This window comes from Hyphococcus aureus (genome assembly GCF_042643165.1).
In the GTDB taxonomy this organism is placed as follows: Bacteria; Pseudomonadota; Alphaproteobacteria; order Caulobacterales; family Parvularculaceae; genus Hyphococcus; species Hyphococcus aureus.
This window is the reverse complement of the sequence record NZ_JBHRSH010000001.1, coordinates 2,067,098-2,084,758: the sequence shown is the minus strand read 5'-3', so window position 1 is coordinate 2,084,758 and position 17,661 is coordinate 2,067,098. Positions and strand designations below refer to the sequence as shown.

Genomic DNA, 17,661 nt, shown 5'->3' with positions numbered 1-17,661 from the left:
TTGCGGGTGGTGTGACCCCAACGCGTTCTGACAGAGATTTGTCATTTCGTATGTGGCGATCGCCAGCGCCGGAAGAAGCCGGCGCGGTCCGTCGCATGCTGTGACCGCCGCCCGTAAGCACATTTGAACAAGAACATAGAAAAATGTCGGAGCCGGCCCCATGAAATATGTCGACAACATAAAACTCTCTGTCAAAACACCCGCCCTCATCTTGCCAATCGTGCCGGCGACCGCCGTCATGACATATTATCTTGGCCTGCCCGCCGCCGCCTTGATCGGCGTACTGCTCGCCGGCGCAGCAAGTTTCTTCCTCGTTAGAAGCGTCACCGACCCCCTTCAGACGATCAAGAACGCCCTCTCGCGCCTCACCGCGCTTGAATTCACCGACGTCAACGCGGAAGACAACAACGCGCGCGGCGACGAAATCGGCGAAGTCGGAAAAGCTGTCACCGAGCTTAACGCGAGCCTGAAAGCGGATATTGAACGGCGCCGCAATGAGGCCTGGTCCGCCAGATTCAAGAGCTCGGCCTTTGAGGGCTCAACAAACGCCATGATGGTGATCGATCGCGATTTTAAAGTGATCTTTATCAATGACGCCACCAAGAAATTGCTGGCGGACAATATCCACACCTTCCGGGATATCTGGCCCAATTTCGATCCGGACAAGATTATAGGCTCCTGCATCGACATGTTCCATAAAAAACCGGAACACCAGCGTCAGATGCTGTCTGACCCTACACGCCTTCCCTACAAGACGGACATTTCTGTCGGCGACCTTAAATTCGAACTGGATGTCCGGGCGGTTAAAGACCGCGACGGTGAATATGTCGGCAACGTCCTGCAATGGAACGATGTCACGACCATCCGCACCAATGACGGCATCCTGAATGCGCTCGACCGTTCGCAGGCGGTTATCGAGTTCACGCTTGAAGGAAAAATCCTGCACGCCAACAAAAATTTTCTCGATGTTACAGGCTATTCCCTGAACGAAATCATCGGCCGCCATCATTCCATTTTTGTTGATCGCAAGGAAGCCAGTTCGCCCGCCTATAAGGCGTTCTGGGAGAAACTCGGCAATGGCGAGTTTGACACCGGAAAATACAAGCGCGTCACCAAAGCCGGTGAGGATATCTGGATTCAAGCCGCTTATAATCCGATCCTCGACGGCAATGGCAAACCCTTCAAGGTCGTGAAATTCGCCACCGACATAACACAGACTGAAATCACCACGAACGAGAACAGCGCCAAGATTAGCGCAATCGGCCGGTCGCAAGCGGTGATCGAGTTCGAACTAGACGGCACCATCATCACTGCAAATGACGCCTTCCTCTCGGTCATGGGTTACACACGCGAGGAAATCGTCGGCAAGCATCACCGCATGTTCGCCCGCGAAGACTTCGCCAAGTCCAGCGAATATCACCATCACTGGGAACGGTTGCGCAATGGCGAGTTCATTGAAGGCAAATTTGAGCGCGTTTCCAAAGACGGCAAGGAAGTCTGGATCCAGGCGTCCTATAATCCGCTCTTTGACCTCGACGGCAAGCCTTACAAAGTTATCAAATATGCGTCAGACGTTACACATGTCGAGCTTGAGCGCCGTCGCAATGAAGAAGAACGCGCTCAAAAAGCCGAAGAAATCCGCACGGTCATAAGCCAGGTCGGTTCGGCTTTGCGTCGCCTTTCTGACGAAGACTACAGCCGCACCATCGAGGAGGCCTTCCCTGAAGAATTCGAACAGGTAAGAGCTGACATCAACACGGCCATCACCAAAATGGCGGAAGCCGAAAGACAGCGTGACCTCAACGAAAAGCAAATGGCGAAACAGCGTGAAGAACAAAGCGAAGTCGTTCGCGCACTCGCCTCCGCTCTTGAAAGTCTTTCAGAAGGCGATCTGGCGATCGAGATCGAAAAGGCTTTCCCTGAAGGGTTCGACCAGCTTCGGCTCGACTTCAACAGTGCGATCTCAAAACTCTGCGAGGCCATGCGCGGGGTTGTGATTTGCGCCGATGGCATCAAGACCGGCGCAGGTGAGATTACACAAGCGTCTGACGACCTTTCGCGCAGGACTGAAGGTCAAGCTGCAACGCTGGAACAAACGGCTGCATCGCTGGAACAACTGACGGTAGGCGTGAAGGCCGCAGCTGAAGGCGCCGATCGCGCCAACGGCGTCGTCAGTGAAGCCAAACGCAACGCTGAGGACAGCGGAGAAGTGGTGCGCCAGGCGGTGACCGCTATGTCTGAGATTGAAAAATCGTCGGAACAGATCTCGCAGATCATCAGCGTCATCGACGACATTTCGTTCCAGACAAATCTTCTTGCCCTGAACGCCGGTGTCGAGGCTGCCCGCGCCGGCGACGCCGGACTCGGCTTTGCGGTTGTCGCCAAAGAAGTCGGCGCCCTCGCCCAGCGTTCATCCACTGCCGCGAAAGAGATCAAGGTGTTGATCAAGACCAGCTCCCAGCATGTGGAGCACGGCGTCGATCTTGTTGGTCAGGCCGGCAAGGCGCTCACCGAAATCGTCGCTTCGGTGACGAACATCAATGAGCTTGTTTCAGCCATCGCCACGTCGGCGAAAGAACAGTCGACCGGCATCGCTGAAATCAACATTGCAGTGAACCAGCTTGACCAGGTCACACAGCAGAACGCCGCCATGGTTGAGGAATCGACCGCCGCCAGCCACTCCATGGCGCAGGAAGCTCAGGAGCTTGCGCGCATGGTCGCCACCTTCCGGACCGATCAGGCTATCAGCAGCGTCACCGGTCAGGCGCAACAACAGGCGAAGAACGCAAAAGCCAAAAAGCCACAAGACGGCGCCAAAGCGACGACAAAAGAAGTCATCGCCGCACATCAGACCACCGGCGGCAAAACCGCCAATGGCGCTGACAATTGGGAGGATTTCTGATCCGGAAAATGTAGCGCGAGCGGCGGGCGATAAACCATGCCCGCCGCCGTGTTCTTTTCTTGATGATCAGTCTTACCGATCACGGCTGGTAATAGGTCTCAACACTTCCTGTTCTCTTTATCCGTACAGAAATTAGCCTCACGCATGTCAGTTTCAGCTGGCCTCTGAACGCCGACGTGAAGGTATGGCGCGCTGTGTGCTCTTTTTCCGCTTCAGGCGCAGTGTGAGCATTATGGGCGCCCTCAATGAAGGCGCCACAGCTTCTGGACATTGGTTCCCGGCGCACTAGACTCCCCGAAATTTTCGAGGATTCCCATGCCCGCCGACACCGCACACACCGCCCCCGATCTCAGCGAGAACATCGAAGAGTTGAACCGTCTTTTTGCGTTGCAAAAAAGCGCCTGGGCCGTCGCGCCTTTCCCCTCCTATGACCAGCGCATCGCCAGCCTCGATCGCCTCATTCGCCTGACCGAGGCGAATGAGGAAGCCTTCATCAAGGCGATAAGCGACGACTTCGGCAATCGCGCCCGCCAGGAGACCCTGATCGCGGAAATCGTGGTCACCATTTCCGGCGCCCGTCACGCCAAAAGAAGCCTGAGAAAATGGATGCGTCCGCACGGCGTGCCGACACCGCTTCACATGCTTCCCGGCCGCAGCAGGATTGAGCCGCAGCCTTTGGGCGTCGTCGGTATTATTTCACCGTGGAACTATCCGCTGCAACTTGCGCTGGCGCCGGCAGCTGCGGCGCTCGCCGCCGGGAACCGCGTTATCATCAAGCCGAGCGAATTGACGCCGCGCCTCGCCGAAACATTGCGCAAGGCGATCGCCGACGAATTCGACGAACGTATCTGCGCCGTCGTGACAGGCGGCGTTGAAACCGGCCAGGCCTTCGCCGAAACGCCCTTTGATCACCTTCTCTTCACCGGCTCCACGGCTATCGGCATGCGCGTAGCGCAAGCCGCTGCGAAAAACCTGACGCCGGTCACGCTTGAACTTGGCGGCAAGTCGCCGGCGATCATTGACGAGAGCGCAGACCTGGACGCGGCGGCGCGCTCCATCGCTTACGGCAAGATGCTCAACGCCGGACAAACCTGCGTCGCGCCTGATTATGTGCTGGCGCCGCGGGACAAACTCGACGCCACGGCGGACGCGATCGTCAATGCTGCGCGTAAAATGTTTCCCTCAATCGACACCAGCCATGACTACACCTCAATCATTTCCGACCGGCATTTCGAGCGGCTGAAATCGATGATAGATGACGCCCGTGATCGCGGCGCCAGAATTATCGAGGTTGGCTCTTCAAACGCGCTTTATCCACAACGCAAAATCCCGTTGACGCTGATTGTCGATCCCCCGAATGACGCCGGCGTGCTGAAGGAAGAAATTTTCGGCCCCGTCTTGCCGATCCTGCCCACGGCGTCGACGGAAAACGCCATCGACCACATCAACCAGCATGATCGGCCCCTCGCCCTTTACTGGTATGGCGAGGACAATACGGCGCGCGACAAGGTTCTACAAAAAACCGTGTCCGGCGGCGTCACCGTGAATGACACGCTCTGGCATGTGGCGCAGGAAAATCTGCCCTTTGGCGGCGTCGGCAAAAGCGGCATCGGCGCCTATCATGGCGAGGCGGGGTTCAACACCTTTTCGCATCTGAAGCCGGTCTTCTACCAGAGCCGGTTTTCATCCGGCGCCCTGCTCCATCCGCCCTATACGGAGAAGACAACAAAGATCCTCTCCATTCTCCGCAAGTTTATTTAGGGACACTATGGCGGACCATAAAAACAAGCGCGAAAGCGCGGGCGAATTTGATTATGTGATTGTCGGCGCAGGGTCAGCGGGATGTACGCTCGCGGCGCGCCTGTCGGAGGATGCTTCGGTCAGTGTCTGCGTCCTCGAAGCAGGCGGTCCGGACACAAATCCTTTAATCCACGCCCCAATCGGATTTGCGTTTTTCGGCGACAAGGCGCCGCTCAACTGGCGCTTCGAGACCGTTCCGCAAAAACATCTCAACAATCGCAACGGCCACCAGCCGCGCGGGCGAACGCTTGGCGGATCAAGCTCCATCAACGCCATGATCTATATTCGCGGCAGCCGCGCCGATTATGACCGCTGGGCGGCGCATGGCGCGACGGGCTGGAGTTGGGACGACGTTTTTCCCTATTTCCTGAAAGCCGAAGACAATGGCCGCGGCTCCGACGCCCATCACGCCATTGGCGGGCCGCTGACCGTTTCCGATCTGCGCTACAAAAATCCGCTTTCGGATGTGTTCCTCGAAGCGGCGGGAGAAATTCAACTGCCGTCAAATCGTGATTTTAATGGCGATACCCAGGACGGCATGGGCTATTATCAGGTGACCCAGCGCGACGGACAGCGTTGCTCGGCTGCGCGCGCCTATCTCCATCCGGCCATGGAGCGCCCCAACGTCACTGTCATCACCGACGCTCATACGGAGCGTGTTTTGTTTGACGAAAAACGCGCTAATGGCGTGCAATTCGTCCACATGGGCGCCCCGAAATCTGTCACCGCGAAACGAGAAGTGCTCCTTTCCGCTGGCGCATTTCAATCGCCGCAGATTTTGCAGCTATCGGGCGTCGGACCGGCGGCGCATCTGCGCGCGCATGGGATAGAGGTCATCGCCGACCGCGCGCAGGTCGGCGAAAACCTGCAGGACCATCTCGACTGGGCGGCGCTTTACAAGGCGAAGTCGCCTGACTCTATCGGCATGCATATGGGAATGGCGATGCGCGCCCTGCCCGCTCTCAACGCCTATCGAAAACGCCACGAAGGCCTGTTCACTACGAACATCGCCGAGTGCGGCGGCTTTTTGAAAACAGACCCATCGGAACCCGAAACCGACATTCAACTGCATTTCCTGCCCGCCATAGTGGACGATCACGGCCGCAAGAAACATCTGGGCGGCGGGATCTCCTGTCATGTCTGCGTCTTGCGTCCGAAATCCCGCGGCACAGTGCGTCTCGCCTCCGCCGACCCAATGGCGGCGCCAGCCATCGATCCGAATTTCCTGTCAGATGAAGACGATTTGAAACGCCTGAAAAAAGGCGCCCGCATTGTTGAGCGGATCTTTGACGCGCCGGCGATGAAAGCCATACGCGGCAAACGGCTTTATCTTGATGAACCGGCGGATGACGCCGCACTTGAAGCGGATATCCGCAATCGCTCCGACACGATCTATCACCCGGTCGGGACATGCCGCATGGGGTCGGACACAGACGCCGTCGTCGATCCGCAATGCCGGGTCAATGGCGTTGAAGGGTTGCGCGTTATCGACGCGTCAATCATGCCGTATCTTATTTCAGGCAACACCAATGCCCCGACGATCATGATCGCCGAAAAAGCGGCGGATATGATCAAGCAAAATTAAGAAGACTGCTCTTGCGGCGCCTCAGGCTCAATCATCGCCGGTTTCACTGGCGCCGTATCGGATAATGTTTTCGCCAGCGCCACGCGTTCTTCAGGCGTGCGTTTTTCATCGCCAAGCTTCATAGCCTTGTCGAGCACGAAGCCAAGCCCCCTGCGATTGGCGATCTGGATAGAAATGCCGGGGCGCGCATTGAGTTCAAGCAGCATCGGCCCCTTGTCGCGGTCCAAGACGACATCGACGCCAATATAACCAAGCTCCGTCACCTCGTAACATTTTGCGGCCATGAGCAGAATATCATCCCAATAGGGCGTCTGGACATCTTCGAGCGGATGCGCGGTATCCGGGTGAATGTCGATAAACTGATCGTGCTGCATGGCGCGCATGGTCTTGCCTGTCGCGAGATCGACGCCGCAGCCAACGCCGCCCTTGTGCAGGTTCGCCTTGCCATCTGATTCCGCCGTCGGCAGGCGCAACATGCCGAACACCGGGATGCCCTTCACCACAATGACGCGAATATCCGGCACGCCGCGATAGGAAATCTTGCCGAAGACATCATCGAACTTCACGCGATATTCAATCAGCGCCTTGTCCGGCTGGCCGCCAAGGGAATACATGCCAGACAGCATGTTGTTGATCTGGAACTTCATAGTGTCGAGATCGATGCGCCGCCCCGAGGACAAACGCCAGCCGCCTTTCAGCGGCCCCTCAACCACGATAATGCCTTTGCCTTGCGAGCCCTGCGCCGGCTTGATGACGAAACCATCGGGATGGTTGATGAATTCCGGCAGGCGCTTCATATCGCGCGCGTCCTTGATGACGCCGTAAAGCTCCGGCGTCGCAATGCCGGCGGGCGCGACGATCTGTTTCGTCAGGAACTTGTCATCAACGCGCACGAGAAACTTGCGCGGGTTGAGGGCGTTCACATATTTGACGTTGCGTTCGTTGATGCCGATGACGCCGTTGGCCCGCAATGCCTTGATGGTGTTGTACACGGTCTACCCCGCCAGCGCCTTGAACCGCCAGAGTTCCGACAAACGGAGCCCCGTATAGCGGCCCATCAACACACACAGGCCCATGAGCACGAGCAGCAACTCGGGGAAACGGTACATTAGATATTCAACCTGGCTATTGGTCATGGCGAGATAGGTGATCGCCGCCACCGCGAGTGAACCAATGCCCTGCTTGATCGCTTCACTGGCGGAATTTTCCTCCCAGACGATCGACATCCGCTCAATCGTCATGGTCAAGATCACCATGGGGAACAGCGATATTGAAAGCCCCATCGCCTGATTGGTTTCCGCCATCAAAATAGCGAAACCGGCCATCATCATCACGATGAAGATCAGCACCACCGCCAGTCGCGGGACCAGCAGCAATTGCAATCGTTCCAGATAAAATCTCAGTGCAAGACCGAACGCAATCAACAGCGAGAATAATAGGACCCCATTCAGCAAGGCCGTCTCGCGAAAGGCGATGCCGATCAGCACGGGCATGAAGGTGCCAAGCGTTTTGAAGCCGATGAACTGGCGCATGAAAACCAGCATGGTAATGCCGACCGGAATGGTGATCAGCACCTGATAGACAAGCTGCGTCGTCAATGGCAGGCCGGAAAAGCCAAAGGTCCGCGCCATGGAGCCCAGAGGGCCGGGCGCATTTTCGGCGATGGCCGTCGCGGAAGTTTCAAGGGAGCGCAGGGCGATCTGCGCATCCAGATTATCAACTCCGTCGGCCTGAATCATCGGCGCCGTTCCATACCAGATGGTGAAGAAGCGCGCCGGTTCGCCATCGGGGAAATAGCGGAAATCCTCTCCATCCACATGATATTCAAGCCAGCGATGGGTTTCGACGCGCCGCCGCGCCTCGGCAAGATACACCCCGCCGGCGATACGGGCGGGAACGCCCTGCGAGCGCAAAAGCTGCCGCACCAGTTCCAGCCGGCCGGCATCGCCCGTGCTCTCATCGAGAAGCGCCGAGATTTCATCCGCATACTGCTCGCTGCCTGTGCGCTCGCCAAAGGTTTCGGCGATCGCGAGATCAGCGAAGGAGCGATCATCGGCGGAGCGCTGCCTCAGATTGCCGGACCAGACGATAAAGGCCTGGCGCTTTACCGGATCGGCTTCAAACGGCACAGCCCCCGGTCCCGATTCCCGGAACGACAAGGGCAGCGGCGTCGATTTGGTTTCGCCGAGCGTTTGCGCCGCGTAGCGCAGAACCTTGCGGTTCGCCGGATAGCGATAGGTCCAGACCGCCTTGCGGTTGCGCGTTTGCGGCTCGGCCACGAGCGACAGACCGAAGGAGCCGTTATAGAACTCCTCCTTCGGGAAAGCGCGCTCCACATCCGTCGCCGGCACAAAGGCTTCGATGCGCGCGGGCTCATTGCGGCCGTCAAATTCCAGAAACAGTTCAAAATCCCACAGCGTCGCGCGCACCCCCGGCGTCAGCGGATAATGAAGGACGGTCGCCTTGATGACGAATATGGAAAGACCGGCGGCGATCAGGGCGAGCCCTAAAATCACCGCATGGCGAAGCTTAATCTTCATTCACTGGTTCGCATTCTTGTTCGGCCATAAAAGTGCGGCTCGCATCCACCAGAACCCGATTGGCGAGAAACTCGCGGCCGATCAGAATCTCATATTCAAAGTCGCCTCGGTCCGCCAGATTGATTTCGGCGCGACCCCAGGTTCCCCCGACACAAAGCGGCAAGTGAATAACCGGACGGCGGATAACTCCGCCGGTCTTGGTTTTGATCGCCGCGAACCGGATCACGTTCTGGTCGTAGCGGACGGCCCGTCCGTCTTTGCCAATCAGCCGGAAGCGAACCCAGTTATCGCGTTCGCCGCGTTTATATACCTTGACGTTATAGGCGTGGACCGAACTGGTGTCCGCGCCGGTGTCGAGCTTGCCCTTCATGGAAAGCGCCAGATTGCCAAGCGCTACATTCTCAATGTAACCGAAAGTGACAGGCTCACCGCGAGCTTCGCCTTCGTCATCGGCGAGCGCAGGCGCGGCCTGCGCGGCGACCGCAGCAAGCAAGGCAAAAAAGAAAGGCAGGCGAAGTCTTGTCATCAATCGTCTCCGGCGGCGTTTTCTGGCTGATGAACCGGTCGGATGACCGGCCTTGAGAACCGCTTGGGGATAGCAAAGCCGTATATAAAGTAAACGGCGCCCCCGTGTACAACTGCCGATCAGCGCCTTAATTAACAGAAAGCGGATCGCGCGCCTGCGGTAACCCTTTAGCGGCCAGATTTTTGCTATATTTCAGCCGAGAAGCCCTGAAATAGACGGATGCAAAGCCGTTTGGGCGGCGAAACTCATGAGGTCGAAGCGAAATGTGTGGCATTATTGGCGTTCTTGGCACAGGCGAGGCCGCTCCCCGAATCATGGCGGGCCTGAAACGGCTCGAATATCGGGGCTATGATTCGGCTGGCGTCGCGACGGTTAACAATGGCCGGCTCGACCGCCGCCGGGCGCCGGGCAAGCTCGGCAATCTTGACGCTGTGCTCACTGACAATCCCCTGCCCGGCAGCGCCGGCATCGGCCACACGCGATGGGCCACCCATGGCGTTCCCAACGAAACCAACGCCCACCCCCACGCGACCGAGCGCTGCGCCGTCGTCCATAACGGCATCATCGAAAACTTCGCAGAGCTACGCCGCGAGCTGGAGGAAAAGGGCGTCGTCTTCGAATCGGAAACGGACGCCGAAGTCTGCCCGCAGCTGATCACCTATTATCTCGAAACGGAAAACATGACGCCGGCTGAGGCGTTCAAAAAAGCCATCAGCCGGATGCGTGGCGCCTTTGCCTTCGCGGCGATCTTTTCCGGCGAAGACGATCTCATGATCTGCGGCCGCAAGGGCAGCCCCCTCGCCATTGGCCGCGGCGACGGCGAAATGTTTCTGGGATCGGACGCCTATGCGCTGGCCCCCTTCACCAATCGCGTCACCTATCTTGAAGAAGGCGACTGGGCGGTGATCACCCGCGACACCATAGACGTGTGGGATGAAAGCGGCGCGAAAGTGACGCGGCCCGAAAAAATCTCCGCTGCAAGCCAGGGCCTCGTCGACAAGGACGGCCACCGCCACTTCATGGCGAAAGAAATCCACGAGCAGCCTGAAGTCATCGCCCACACCATCTCGCGCTATGTGGACCCGGTTGCGAAAACGGTTCACCTGCCCAAGGGCTCATTCGATTTCGCCAGGCTTGACCGGTTGACGATTTCCGCCTGCGGCACCGCCTATTACGCCGGTCTCGTTTCCAAATACTGGTTCGAGAAATGGGCGCGCCTGCCAATCGAAATCGATGTCGCTTCCGAATTGCGCTATCGTGACGTGCCATGGACCGCGAATGGCGGCGCACTGTTCATCTCCCAGTCCGGCGAGACAGCCGACACGCTCGCTGCGCTTCGCGAGGCGCGCGCCAATGGCCAGCAAATCGCGACTGTCGTCAACGTGCCTGAAAGTTCCATCGCCCGGGAATCCGACATCATCTTCCCTATGGCGGCGGGACCGGAAATCGGCGTCGCTTCCACCAAGGCTTTCACCTGTCAGCTTGTGTCGCTCGCCTGCATCGCGATCGCAGCGGGACGTGCGCGCGGCGTCTTGTCTGTGCAAGAAGAACAGGATCTCGTGTCCGGTCTTCTTGAATTGCCGCGTCTCGTCACCGAAGCGTTGAAACAAAGCGATCATATTGAAACCATCGCCCGCGACATCGCAAAAGCCACCGGCGTTTTTTATATTGGCCGCGGCGTTTCCTACCCCATGGCGCTCGAAGGCGCACTGAAGCTGAAGGAAATTTCCTACATTCATGCGGAGGGCTATGCGTCCGGCGAACTCAAGCACGGCCCTATCGCCCTTATTGACGAAAACCTTCCAATCGCAGTGATCGCGCCGATGGATGCGCATTTTGAAAAAACTATTTCAAATATGCAGGAAGTCATGGCGCGCGACGGCAAAGCGCTTTTAATTTCCTGTAAGGACGGGATCGCGAAAGCCGGCGCCAAGGCCTGGGCGACGATCGAAACGCCAAAGACGCACCCCATGCTGTCGCCCATCATTTATGCGGTTCCGGTGCAACTCCTCGCCTATTTCACGGCGACGACCAAAGGCACCGATGTGGACCAGCCGCGCAATCTCGCCAAGTCGGTAACGGTTGAGTAATTCGCAATTCTGAGCGAGAGTAATGCTGCAGTTGCGAAGGGCCGACTCAGCGCCATGACAGGACTTCACGCCTCCCTCGAGCGCTTTCGCCAATGGTTCATTGCGGACTGTCTCCCGTACTGGGCCGAGCATGGCGTCGATGCGCCAAGTGGCGGATTTTACGAAGCGATTCATTTCGACGGGACGCCTTCAACAGGCCGCCCGCGCCGGGTCAGAACCCTCTTCCGTCAGGTTCACACCTTTACCCAGGCCGGACTTCTAGGCTGGCTTGATGGGGCTGATCCCATCGCGGCGCGCGGCTTTGACTATCTGCTGACGCATGCCTGCCCTGACGACGGAGCGCGAGGCTGTGTCTTCCATCTTGGCGATGATGGAAGCGTGCTTGATGACCGCCGGGACCTTTACGATCAGGCCTTCTTGCTGCTCGCCTGCGCTTCCCGGATTAAAGCTGGCGACGAAGGTCCGGCCAAAGCGCTCGCCGACAACACCATCGCCTTTCTCGACCGCGAACTGGCGTCCCCCCATGGCGGCTGGCTGGAGAGCGACGCCGGCGATCTGCCGAGACGCCAGAACCCGCATATGCATCTTTTCGAAGCCTTTATGGCGCTGTACCGCGCGACCGGCGATGAGGGGTATCTTGGATACGCGGATCAGATCTACGATCTTTTCTGTTCGGCTTTTTACGGCGCCGCCAACAGCATCGTTCGCGAGAATTTCGCTGAAAACTGGAAGCCTCGCGAGGACGATCCGATAGAGCCCGGTCACATGCTTGAATGGGTCTGGCTCCTGAATGCTTATGAGGCATGCGGAAGGCGTACGCCCCTCGATATGCGCAAGCGGCTTTATGACCATGCGCTGGCGTTCGGCGCCGATCCCGGTTTTCACGGGTTGATCGATAATCTGGCGGCGCCGGTCGTGAATAAGATTCACGGCGCCAAACGGCTCTGGCCTCAGACGGAATATCTGCGCGCGTCTCTCGTTCTGGCGGGAAAAGGATCGACTGACGCCGCTGCGAACGCTGAAAAACTGATCGGCGATCTATTCAATACATATCTCGCCATAGAGCCCAAAGGCCTTTGGATTGACGAATTCGACAGCGACGGGGAGCGACTCGCCCGTGACGTTCCGGCCAGCATCCTTTATCATCTGTTCGAGGCGGTCGCAGAAGCCGACGCCTTTCTGAAAGCAAGAGACGCATCGTGAAAATCCAACCAGTCATCATGTCCGGCGGATCGGGGACGCGGCTCTGGCCGCTATCGCGCAAGGCGCGGCCCAAACAATTTCTCAATCTTGTCTCGGACCGATCGCTTTTTCAGGAAACGGTTTTGCGGCTTCATGATGACGGCGGCAATTTTGCGCCGCCGCTGGTGATTTGCGGACGCGGCCATGCGGAGCTTGTCGCAAATCAACTCGAAGCGATTGGCGTGAAAGCGGCGGACATTATCCTTGAGCCCTTCCCGCGCAATACGGCGGCGGTCGCCGCCGTCGCCGCCGCATGGGTCTGCGAAAACAATGAGGACGCCCTCGCCCTGATCGCCCCCGCCGATCACCATGTGGAAGACGCCGCCGGATTCCGCAGCGTCGCCCTTAACGGCGCCAGCGCCGCCGAAAACGGCTCCATCGTGACCTTTGGCATTAAGCCCACCTACGCCCATACAGGCTATGGTTATATTCAGTCTGCTGAGGAAATTTCCGGCGGCGTTTATCGTGTCGCTTCTTTCCGCGAAAAGCCCGACGCCAAAACCGCTGGCGACTATCTCGCCAAAGGCGGCTATTATTGGAACGCCGGCATTTTTCTCTATCACCCAAAAGCGATGCTCGACGCCTTCGCCGCACACGCGCCCGACATCGCCAAAGGCGCAGAACAAGCGCTCGCCGCGAGCAAGAATGAAAACGGCGCACGGCTTCTCGATGAAACACTATTTTCCGAAACGCCGAGCGATTCCATTGACTATGCGATCATGGAAAAAACCGACAAGGCCGCCGTTGTGGCGCCAGTCGATGTGGGCTGGACCGATATCGGCAGCTGGAGCGAGGCGACCACCGACCCTGAAAGCGCAGGACACATGGCGGTCGACAGCACCAATGTCACCCTGCGGTCCGACGGGCCGGTGATCGGCGCGATAGGCGTCGACAATCTCATCATTGTCGCGACAGGCGACGCCGTGCTGGTCGCACGCAAGGACAAGGCGCAGGAAGTGCGCGCCATCGTTGATGAACTAAAGCGCCGTGGACGAGAGGATTTGCTATGACCCGCCGCATCGTCGTCGCCGGCGGCGCCGGTTATATCGGCAGCCATGTCTGCGTTGAGCTGTTGGAGCGCGGCGACGCGCTTCTCATCATCGACGACTTTTCAAACTCTCACCCCGAGGCCGTGGCGCGCATTCAGGAACTCGCAAAAGGCGACGTTGAACTCCTGAAAGCCGATATGGCCGACGAAACCCAGCGCGACATGATCATCAATGCGGTGAAAGCATTTGGCGCGGACGGCGCCGTGCATCTTGCAGGACTTAAAGCCGTCGGCGAATCCGTTGCCGAGCCTGCACGCTATTACCGCGTCAATCTCGGCTCGGCCCTGACGCTGATCGCCGCGCTGGAAGCCGCGGACGCCAAAACAATTGTGTTTTCTTCTTCCGCCACGGTTTATGGCGAGCACAACCAGAACCCGGTTGATGAGAACGGCGCCAACGGCCCGACCAATCCTTACGGCCGCACCAAGTATTTTATTGAGGAAATGCTGAAAGACATTGCGCACTCCGACCCGGAATGGCGCGTTGTAAATTTGCGGTATTTCAATCCCGTGGGCGCGCATCCTTCTGGCCGGATCGGTGAAGACCCGAACGGCATCCCCAATAATCTCTTCCCGTTCATTTCGCAGGTGGCGGTCGGCAAACGCGAGAAACTTTCCGTTTTCGGCGACGACTACCCGACCCGCGACGGCACTGGCGTACGCGACTATATTCATGTGGCGGATCTGGCGCGCGGTCATGCGGCGGCGCTCGATTATCTCGGAACTCTTTCAAAAGGCGGCGCAACCGACATCAATCTCGGAACCGGCGTCGGCTATTCCGTGCTGGAAGCCGTCGCCGCCTTCAAGCGCGCATCAAATCGCGACATTCCTTACGAGGTCACGCCGCGGCGCGACGGCGACATCGCTGAAATTTACGCCAATCCGAAGCGCGCCGAAACATTACTCGGCTGGCGCGCGGAAAAATCACTCGAAGACATGTGCGCCGATCACTGGCGCTGGCAAAGCCACAACCCGGACGGCTACAAAAGCTAGCCTGATCGAAAATTCGCGGTGGCGTGGCGAAAATAGTGGATTTCGAGAACCGGAGCGGATGGTACATACAAGCTACCTGAGCACCGGAAGCGCAGAAAGCCGCTATTTGCAGCCCGCCACAGTAGAATTTTAAGCCGCGTGCTCGGCGAACTGACCGTAACGGCGGTACCGCACCATATAAGACGGCAGGATGGATTCGACCGTTTGCGCCTCAACGCCAAGATCGCTGAGCGCGCGCGCGCGCTCTCCCACCACATTATCGTGTTTTAACAGCTTCACCTGATCGCGGGTCAGCGGCGGCTCCACAAAGGGCGCCCAGCCAGCGATCTCGCCGCCAAGTCCCATCAGCGACGCCACAGGGAACGGCACGGGCAGAAGAATACGTTTTTGACCCGTTTCCGAGAGCATCAATTCCATCAGCTCACGGAAGGTATAAACGCGCGGCCCCCCGATTTCATAGATTTGTCCCGCCGCTTCCGGACGAACAAGCGCTTCGCAGATCGCATCGGCGACATCGTCCACATAGACCGGCTGGAACTTCGTCTTGCCGCCGCCAATCAGCGGCAGCGCCGGAGAAATCCCCGCCATACTTGCGAACTTGTTGAAGAACTCATCCTCGGTTCCGAAAACAATCGAAGGCCGGATGATCACCGCCGACGGGATCGCCTCCATCACCGCGCGCTCGGCCTCGCCCTTGGTGCGGGCGTAATCACTTTCGCCTTTCGCATCCGCGCCGATCGCCGACATATGAACGAAATTCGTCACGCCGGCCTCTGCGGCGAGCCGGGCCACGGTCGCCGCGCCTGCGGCCTGCACCGTATCGAAACGCTGTGATCCGGACTGATACAAAATCCCGACGAGATTGATGACAGCGTCCGCGTCAGTCAGCGCATCGGCGACAGACGGCGCATGGCGCACATTGCACTGCTTCAGCTGGATCTGGCCGACGGCGCCCATAGGCCGCAAAAACTGCGCGTGATGAGGACGGCGCACAGCGACCCGCACCCGCCAGCCGCGCCGCGCCAGCTCGCGCACCACATTGCGGCCCACAAAGCCCGATCCGCCAAAAACGACCGCCAATTTTCCCGTCACGTCTCTTGTCTCCTCATGGCCTTAGCAGGACCGCGAATGCTCCGTGGGGACTATCCGAATTCCGGCGCGAGGACAATGATCCAGCAGGCCGCAGGCGGCGCAGAAACCGCTTTTGGCATGGGGATTTGCGGGAAAAGCCTGCGGGACCGGGAAACCGGGGGAGCGCCCCGCCTGGAGAGGCAAGAACGAGGCCAGGGATTGCCCCTCGCCGCGTCGAGGGACACCGGCCGGTCATGCCGCTGGCCCGCCGCTGTCACATTCACCGGTCAATTGACATCGCGCCCGTGCGCCCTTAAGCAGCCGCCTCCACCAGCCCAGGTGGCGGAATTGGTAGACGCGCTGGCTTCAGGTGCCAGTGGCCTAACGGTCGTGGAAGTTCGAGTCTTCTCCTGGGCACCAAAATTGAGTTTTCCACCGTCCGGCAAGCTCAAAAACATCAATAAAAACAGCGAATTGATGCAAAACACCGTCCAACGCGGTCCGGCGGGATTTGTTGGTATCCTGCCCATTTGTTGGTACATTTGTTGGTATCGTCGGCCTCGCGCACCTATATTCAGGCCTCGGTACCAACAAATATACCAACAATGCCCCTTACAGACGTTCAAATTCGCCGCCTGAAGCCCGAAAACAAGCCATTTCGTAAGAGCGATGGCGGTGGGCTGTTTGTCGAAGTCAGGCCCAATGGCTCAAAACTCTGGCGCATGGCCTACCGTCATGACGGCAAGCAAAAGCTCCTGTCCTTTGGAGCCTATCCGGCCACCTCCCTCGCGAGCGCCCGCGCAAAGCGGCAAGACGCCAAGACCCTGCTGGCGGACGGGATGGACCCGCTCGCGCATTCAAAAGCTGAGGTGGCGCAGCAACGCGCATTAAGCGAGCACACCTTCGGGAAGATCGCAGATGAATTGCTGGCGAAAGGTGAAAAGGACGGGCTGGCCGCAAGGACAACGGACAAGAAGCGATGGCTTTTAAGCCTTGCGAGAACTGATCTTGAAAACCAACCGATTGAGGCCATCACCGCCGCAGACATCCTTTCCGTTCTCCGCAAGGTGGAAGCCAAGGGAAACTACGAGACGGCGAAACGGATGCGGTCCGCAATTGGCCAAGTGTTTCGCTATGCGGTCGCCACCGCGCGGGCGTCCAATGATCCGACCTCCGGCCTACGCGGCGCCCTCATCACACCAAAAACGGTACACATGGCGGCTATCACTGACGCCGACGGCTTTGCAGCACTTGTAAGAGCGATATGGGGCTACACCTCCGGAACCCCGGAAACGCGCACGGCTCTAAAGTTGATGGCGCTTTTGTATCCCCGGCCCGGCGAGCTGCGTCTTGCCAAATGGGATGAATTCGATCTTGACGCGGCAACCTGGAGCATTCCCAAAGAGCGAATGAAAATGCGGCGTCCGCATACCAAACCACTGCCCACTCAAGCCGTCGAACTACTCACGGAATTGAAGCTACTGAATTCCGATAGCGAATTGGTTTTTCCGTCGCCTTGGGCAAAGGGAAAGCCGATCAGCGAAAACACGATGAATACGGCGCTCCGCAGAATGGGCTTCACCAAAGAGGAATGCACCTCCCACGGCTTTCGGGCGAGCGCTTCCAGCCTATTGAATGAAAGCGGAAAATGGTCGCCAGACGCCATTGAAGCAGAGCTTGCGCATGTTGGCGCCGACGAAATCCGCCGTGCCTACCACCGCGCCGCCTATTGGGAAGAGCGGACGAAAATGGCCCAGTGGTGGGCGGACCGGCTTTTCAAATATAGCTGAAAGCAACGACCGATTTTTGCCAATGAGTTAGAGAGTGAGGGGGAGTCTCAGCAAAATCACTCACACGGAGTGCA

At 58.4% G+C, this 17,661-nt stretch carries 12 protein-coding genes and 1 tRNA gene; 9 read left to right on the top strand and 4 right to left on the bottom strand.

The genetic code is table 11. The features are described 5' to 3' along the window. Positions 1 to 160: 160 nt before the first annotated feature. The 3 genes from ACFOOP_RS10225 (at position 161) to ACFOOP_RS10215 (ending at position 6,287) form a co-directional block, all read left to right on the top strand. Positions 161 to 2,902, top strand: coding sequence for a methyl-accepting chemotaxis protein (locus ACFOOP_RS10225; protein WP_379880847.1), 2,742 nt, complete (start codon positions 161 to 163; stop codon positions 2,900 to 2,902). Positions 2,903 to 3,217: 315 nt separating this feature from the next. Next, the gene (locus ACFOOP_RS10220; RefSeq protein WP_379880846.1) at positions 3,218 to 4,663 is read left to right on the top strand and encodes a coniferyl aldehyde dehydrogenase; all 1,446 of its coding nucleotides are present in this window, start codon (positions 3,218 to 3,220) and stop codon (positions 4,661 to 4,663) included. 7 nt (positions 4,664 to 4,670) lie between these two features. Continuing rightward, positions 4,671 to 6,287: a GMC family oxidoreductase gene (locus tag ACFOOP_RS10215; RefSeq protein WP_379880845.1), complete on the top strand. Its 1,617-nt coding sequence runs from the start codon at positions 4,671 to 4,673 to the stop codon at positions 6,285 to 6,287. Here ACFOOP_RS10215 and ACFOOP_RS10210 read toward each other — a convergent pair. The 3 genes from ACFOOP_RS10210 to ACFOOP_RS10200 are packed head-to-tail and all read right to left on the bottom strand — an operon-like array spanning position 6,284 to position 9,353. Continuing rightward, positions 6,284 to 7,279, bottom strand: a complete 996-nt coding sequence (locus ACFOOP_RS10210; protein ID WP_379880844.1) for an alpha-L-glutamate ligase-like protein — start codon at positions 7,277 to 7,279, stop codon at positions 6,284 to 6,286. The two genes, ACFOOP_RS10215 and ACFOOP_RS10210, sit on opposite strands and share 4 nt — an antisense overlap. A gap of 3 nt (positions 7,280 to 7,282) precedes the next feature. Continuing rightward, a complete protein-coding gene (locus ACFOOP_RS10205; RefSeq protein ID WP_379880843.1) occupies positions 7,283 to 8,827 on the bottom strand; it encodes a UUP1 family membrane protein in 1,545 nt (514 codons plus the stop codon). Then, the gene (locus ACFOOP_RS10200; protein WP_379880842.1) at positions 8,817 to 9,353 is read right to left on the bottom strand and encodes an ATP-dependent zinc protease family protein; all 537 of its coding nucleotides are present in this window, start codon (positions 9,351 to 9,353) and stop codon (positions 8,817 to 8,819) included. The genes ACFOOP_RS10205 and ACFOOP_RS10200 overlap by 11 nt, the downstream gene beginning before the upstream one ends. Positions 9,354 to 9,616: 263 nt before the next feature. Here ACFOOP_RS10200 and glmS point away from each other — a divergent pair, with 263 nt between their 5' ends. From glmS to galE, 4 genes are read left to right on the top strand one after another with little or no spacing between them, the layout of a single operon-like run. Beyond that, complete coding sequence (gene glmS / locus ACFOOP_RS10195; protein WP_379880841.1) at positions 9,617 to 11,443, top strand: glutamine--fructose-6-phosphate transaminase (isomerizing); 1,827 nt, start codon at positions 9,617 to 9,619, stop codon at positions 11,441 to 11,443. A 54-nt stretch (positions 11,444 to 11,497) separates the two neighbouring features. Further along, entirely contained in the window at positions 11,498 to 12,646 is a 1,149-nt protein-coding gene (locus ACFOOP_RS10190; RefSeq protein ID WP_379880839.1) for an AGE family epimerase/isomerase, read from the top strand. Continuing rightward, positions 12,643 to 13,695 (top strand): mannose-1-phosphate guanylyltransferase/mannose-6-phosphate isomerase, encoded by a 1,053-nt coding sequence (locus ACFOOP_RS10185; RefSeq protein WP_379880838.1) that lies wholly within the window; start codon positions 12,643 to 12,645, stop codon positions 13,693 to 13,695. Before ACFOOP_RS10190 ends, ACFOOP_RS10185 begins: the two co-directional genes overlap by 4 nt. Continuing rightward, entirely contained in the window at positions 13,692 to 14,726 is a 1,035-nt protein-coding gene (gene galE / locus ACFOOP_RS10180; RefSeq protein WP_379880837.1) for a UDP-glucose 4-epimerase GalE, read from the top strand. Before ACFOOP_RS10185 ends, galE begins: the two co-directional genes overlap by 4 nt. A gap of 129 nt (positions 14,727 to 14,855) precedes the next feature. Here galE and ACFOOP_RS10175 read toward each other — a convergent pair whose 3' ends face one another. After that, positions 14,856 to 15,818: a complex I NDUFA9 subunit family protein gene (locus ACFOOP_RS10175; RefSeq protein ID WP_379880836.1), complete on the bottom strand. Its 963-nt coding sequence runs from the start codon at positions 15,816 to 15,818 to the stop codon at positions 14,856 to 14,858. A gap of 312 nt (positions 15,819 to 16,130) precedes the next feature. Here ACFOOP_RS10175 and ACFOOP_RS10170 point away from each other — a divergent pair. Further along, positions 16,131 to 16,217, top strand: a tRNA-Leu gene (locus ACFOOP_RS10170). A gap of 185 nt (positions 16,218 to 16,402) precedes the next feature. Continuing rightward, positions 16,403 to 17,587 (top strand): tyrosine-type recombinase/integrase, encoded by a 1,185-nt coding sequence (locus ACFOOP_RS10165; RefSeq protein ID WP_379880835.1) that lies wholly within the window; start codon positions 16,403 to 16,405, stop codon positions 17,585 to 17,587. Positions 17,588 to 17,661 lie beyond the last annotated feature (74 nt).

Bases quoted from the DNA above. Each gene is read 5' to 3' on its own strand.
- ACFOOP_RS10225 (WP_379880847.1), top strand. From the start codon at position 161: ATGAAATATGTCGACAACATAAAACTCTCTGTCAAAACACCCGCCCTC.
- ACFOOP_RS10220 (WP_379880846.1), top strand. From the start codon at position 3,218: ATGCCCGCCGACACCGCACACACCGCCCCCGATCTCAGCGAGAACATC.
- ACFOOP_RS10215 (WP_379880845.1), top strand. From the start codon at position 4,671: ATGGCGGACCATAAAAACAAGCGCGAAAGCGCGGGCGAATTTGATTAT.
- ACFOOP_RS10205 (WP_379880843.1), bottom strand. From the start codon at position 8,827: ATGAAGATTAAGCTTCGCCATGCGGTGATTTTAGGGCTCGCCCTGATC.
- ACFOOP_RS10200 (WP_379880842.1), bottom strand. From the start codon at position 9,353: ATGACAAGACTTCGCCTGCCTTTCTTTTTTGCCTTGCTTGCTGCGGTC.
- glmS (WP_379880841.1), top strand. From the start codon at position 9,617: ATGTGTGGCATTATTGGCGTTCTTGGCACAGGCGAGGCCGCTCCCCGA.
- ACFOOP_RS10190 (WP_379880839.1), top strand. From the start codon at position 11,498: ATGACAGGACTTCACGCCTCCCTCGAGCGCTTTCGCCAATGGTTCATT.
- galE (WP_379880837.1), top strand. From the start codon at position 13,692: ATGACCCGCCGCATCGTCGTCGCCGGCGGCGCCGGTTATATCGGCAGC.
- ACFOOP_RS10165 (WP_379880835.1), top strand. From the start codon at position 16,403: ATGCCCCTTACAGACGTTCAAATTCGCCGCCTGAAGCCCGAAAACAAG.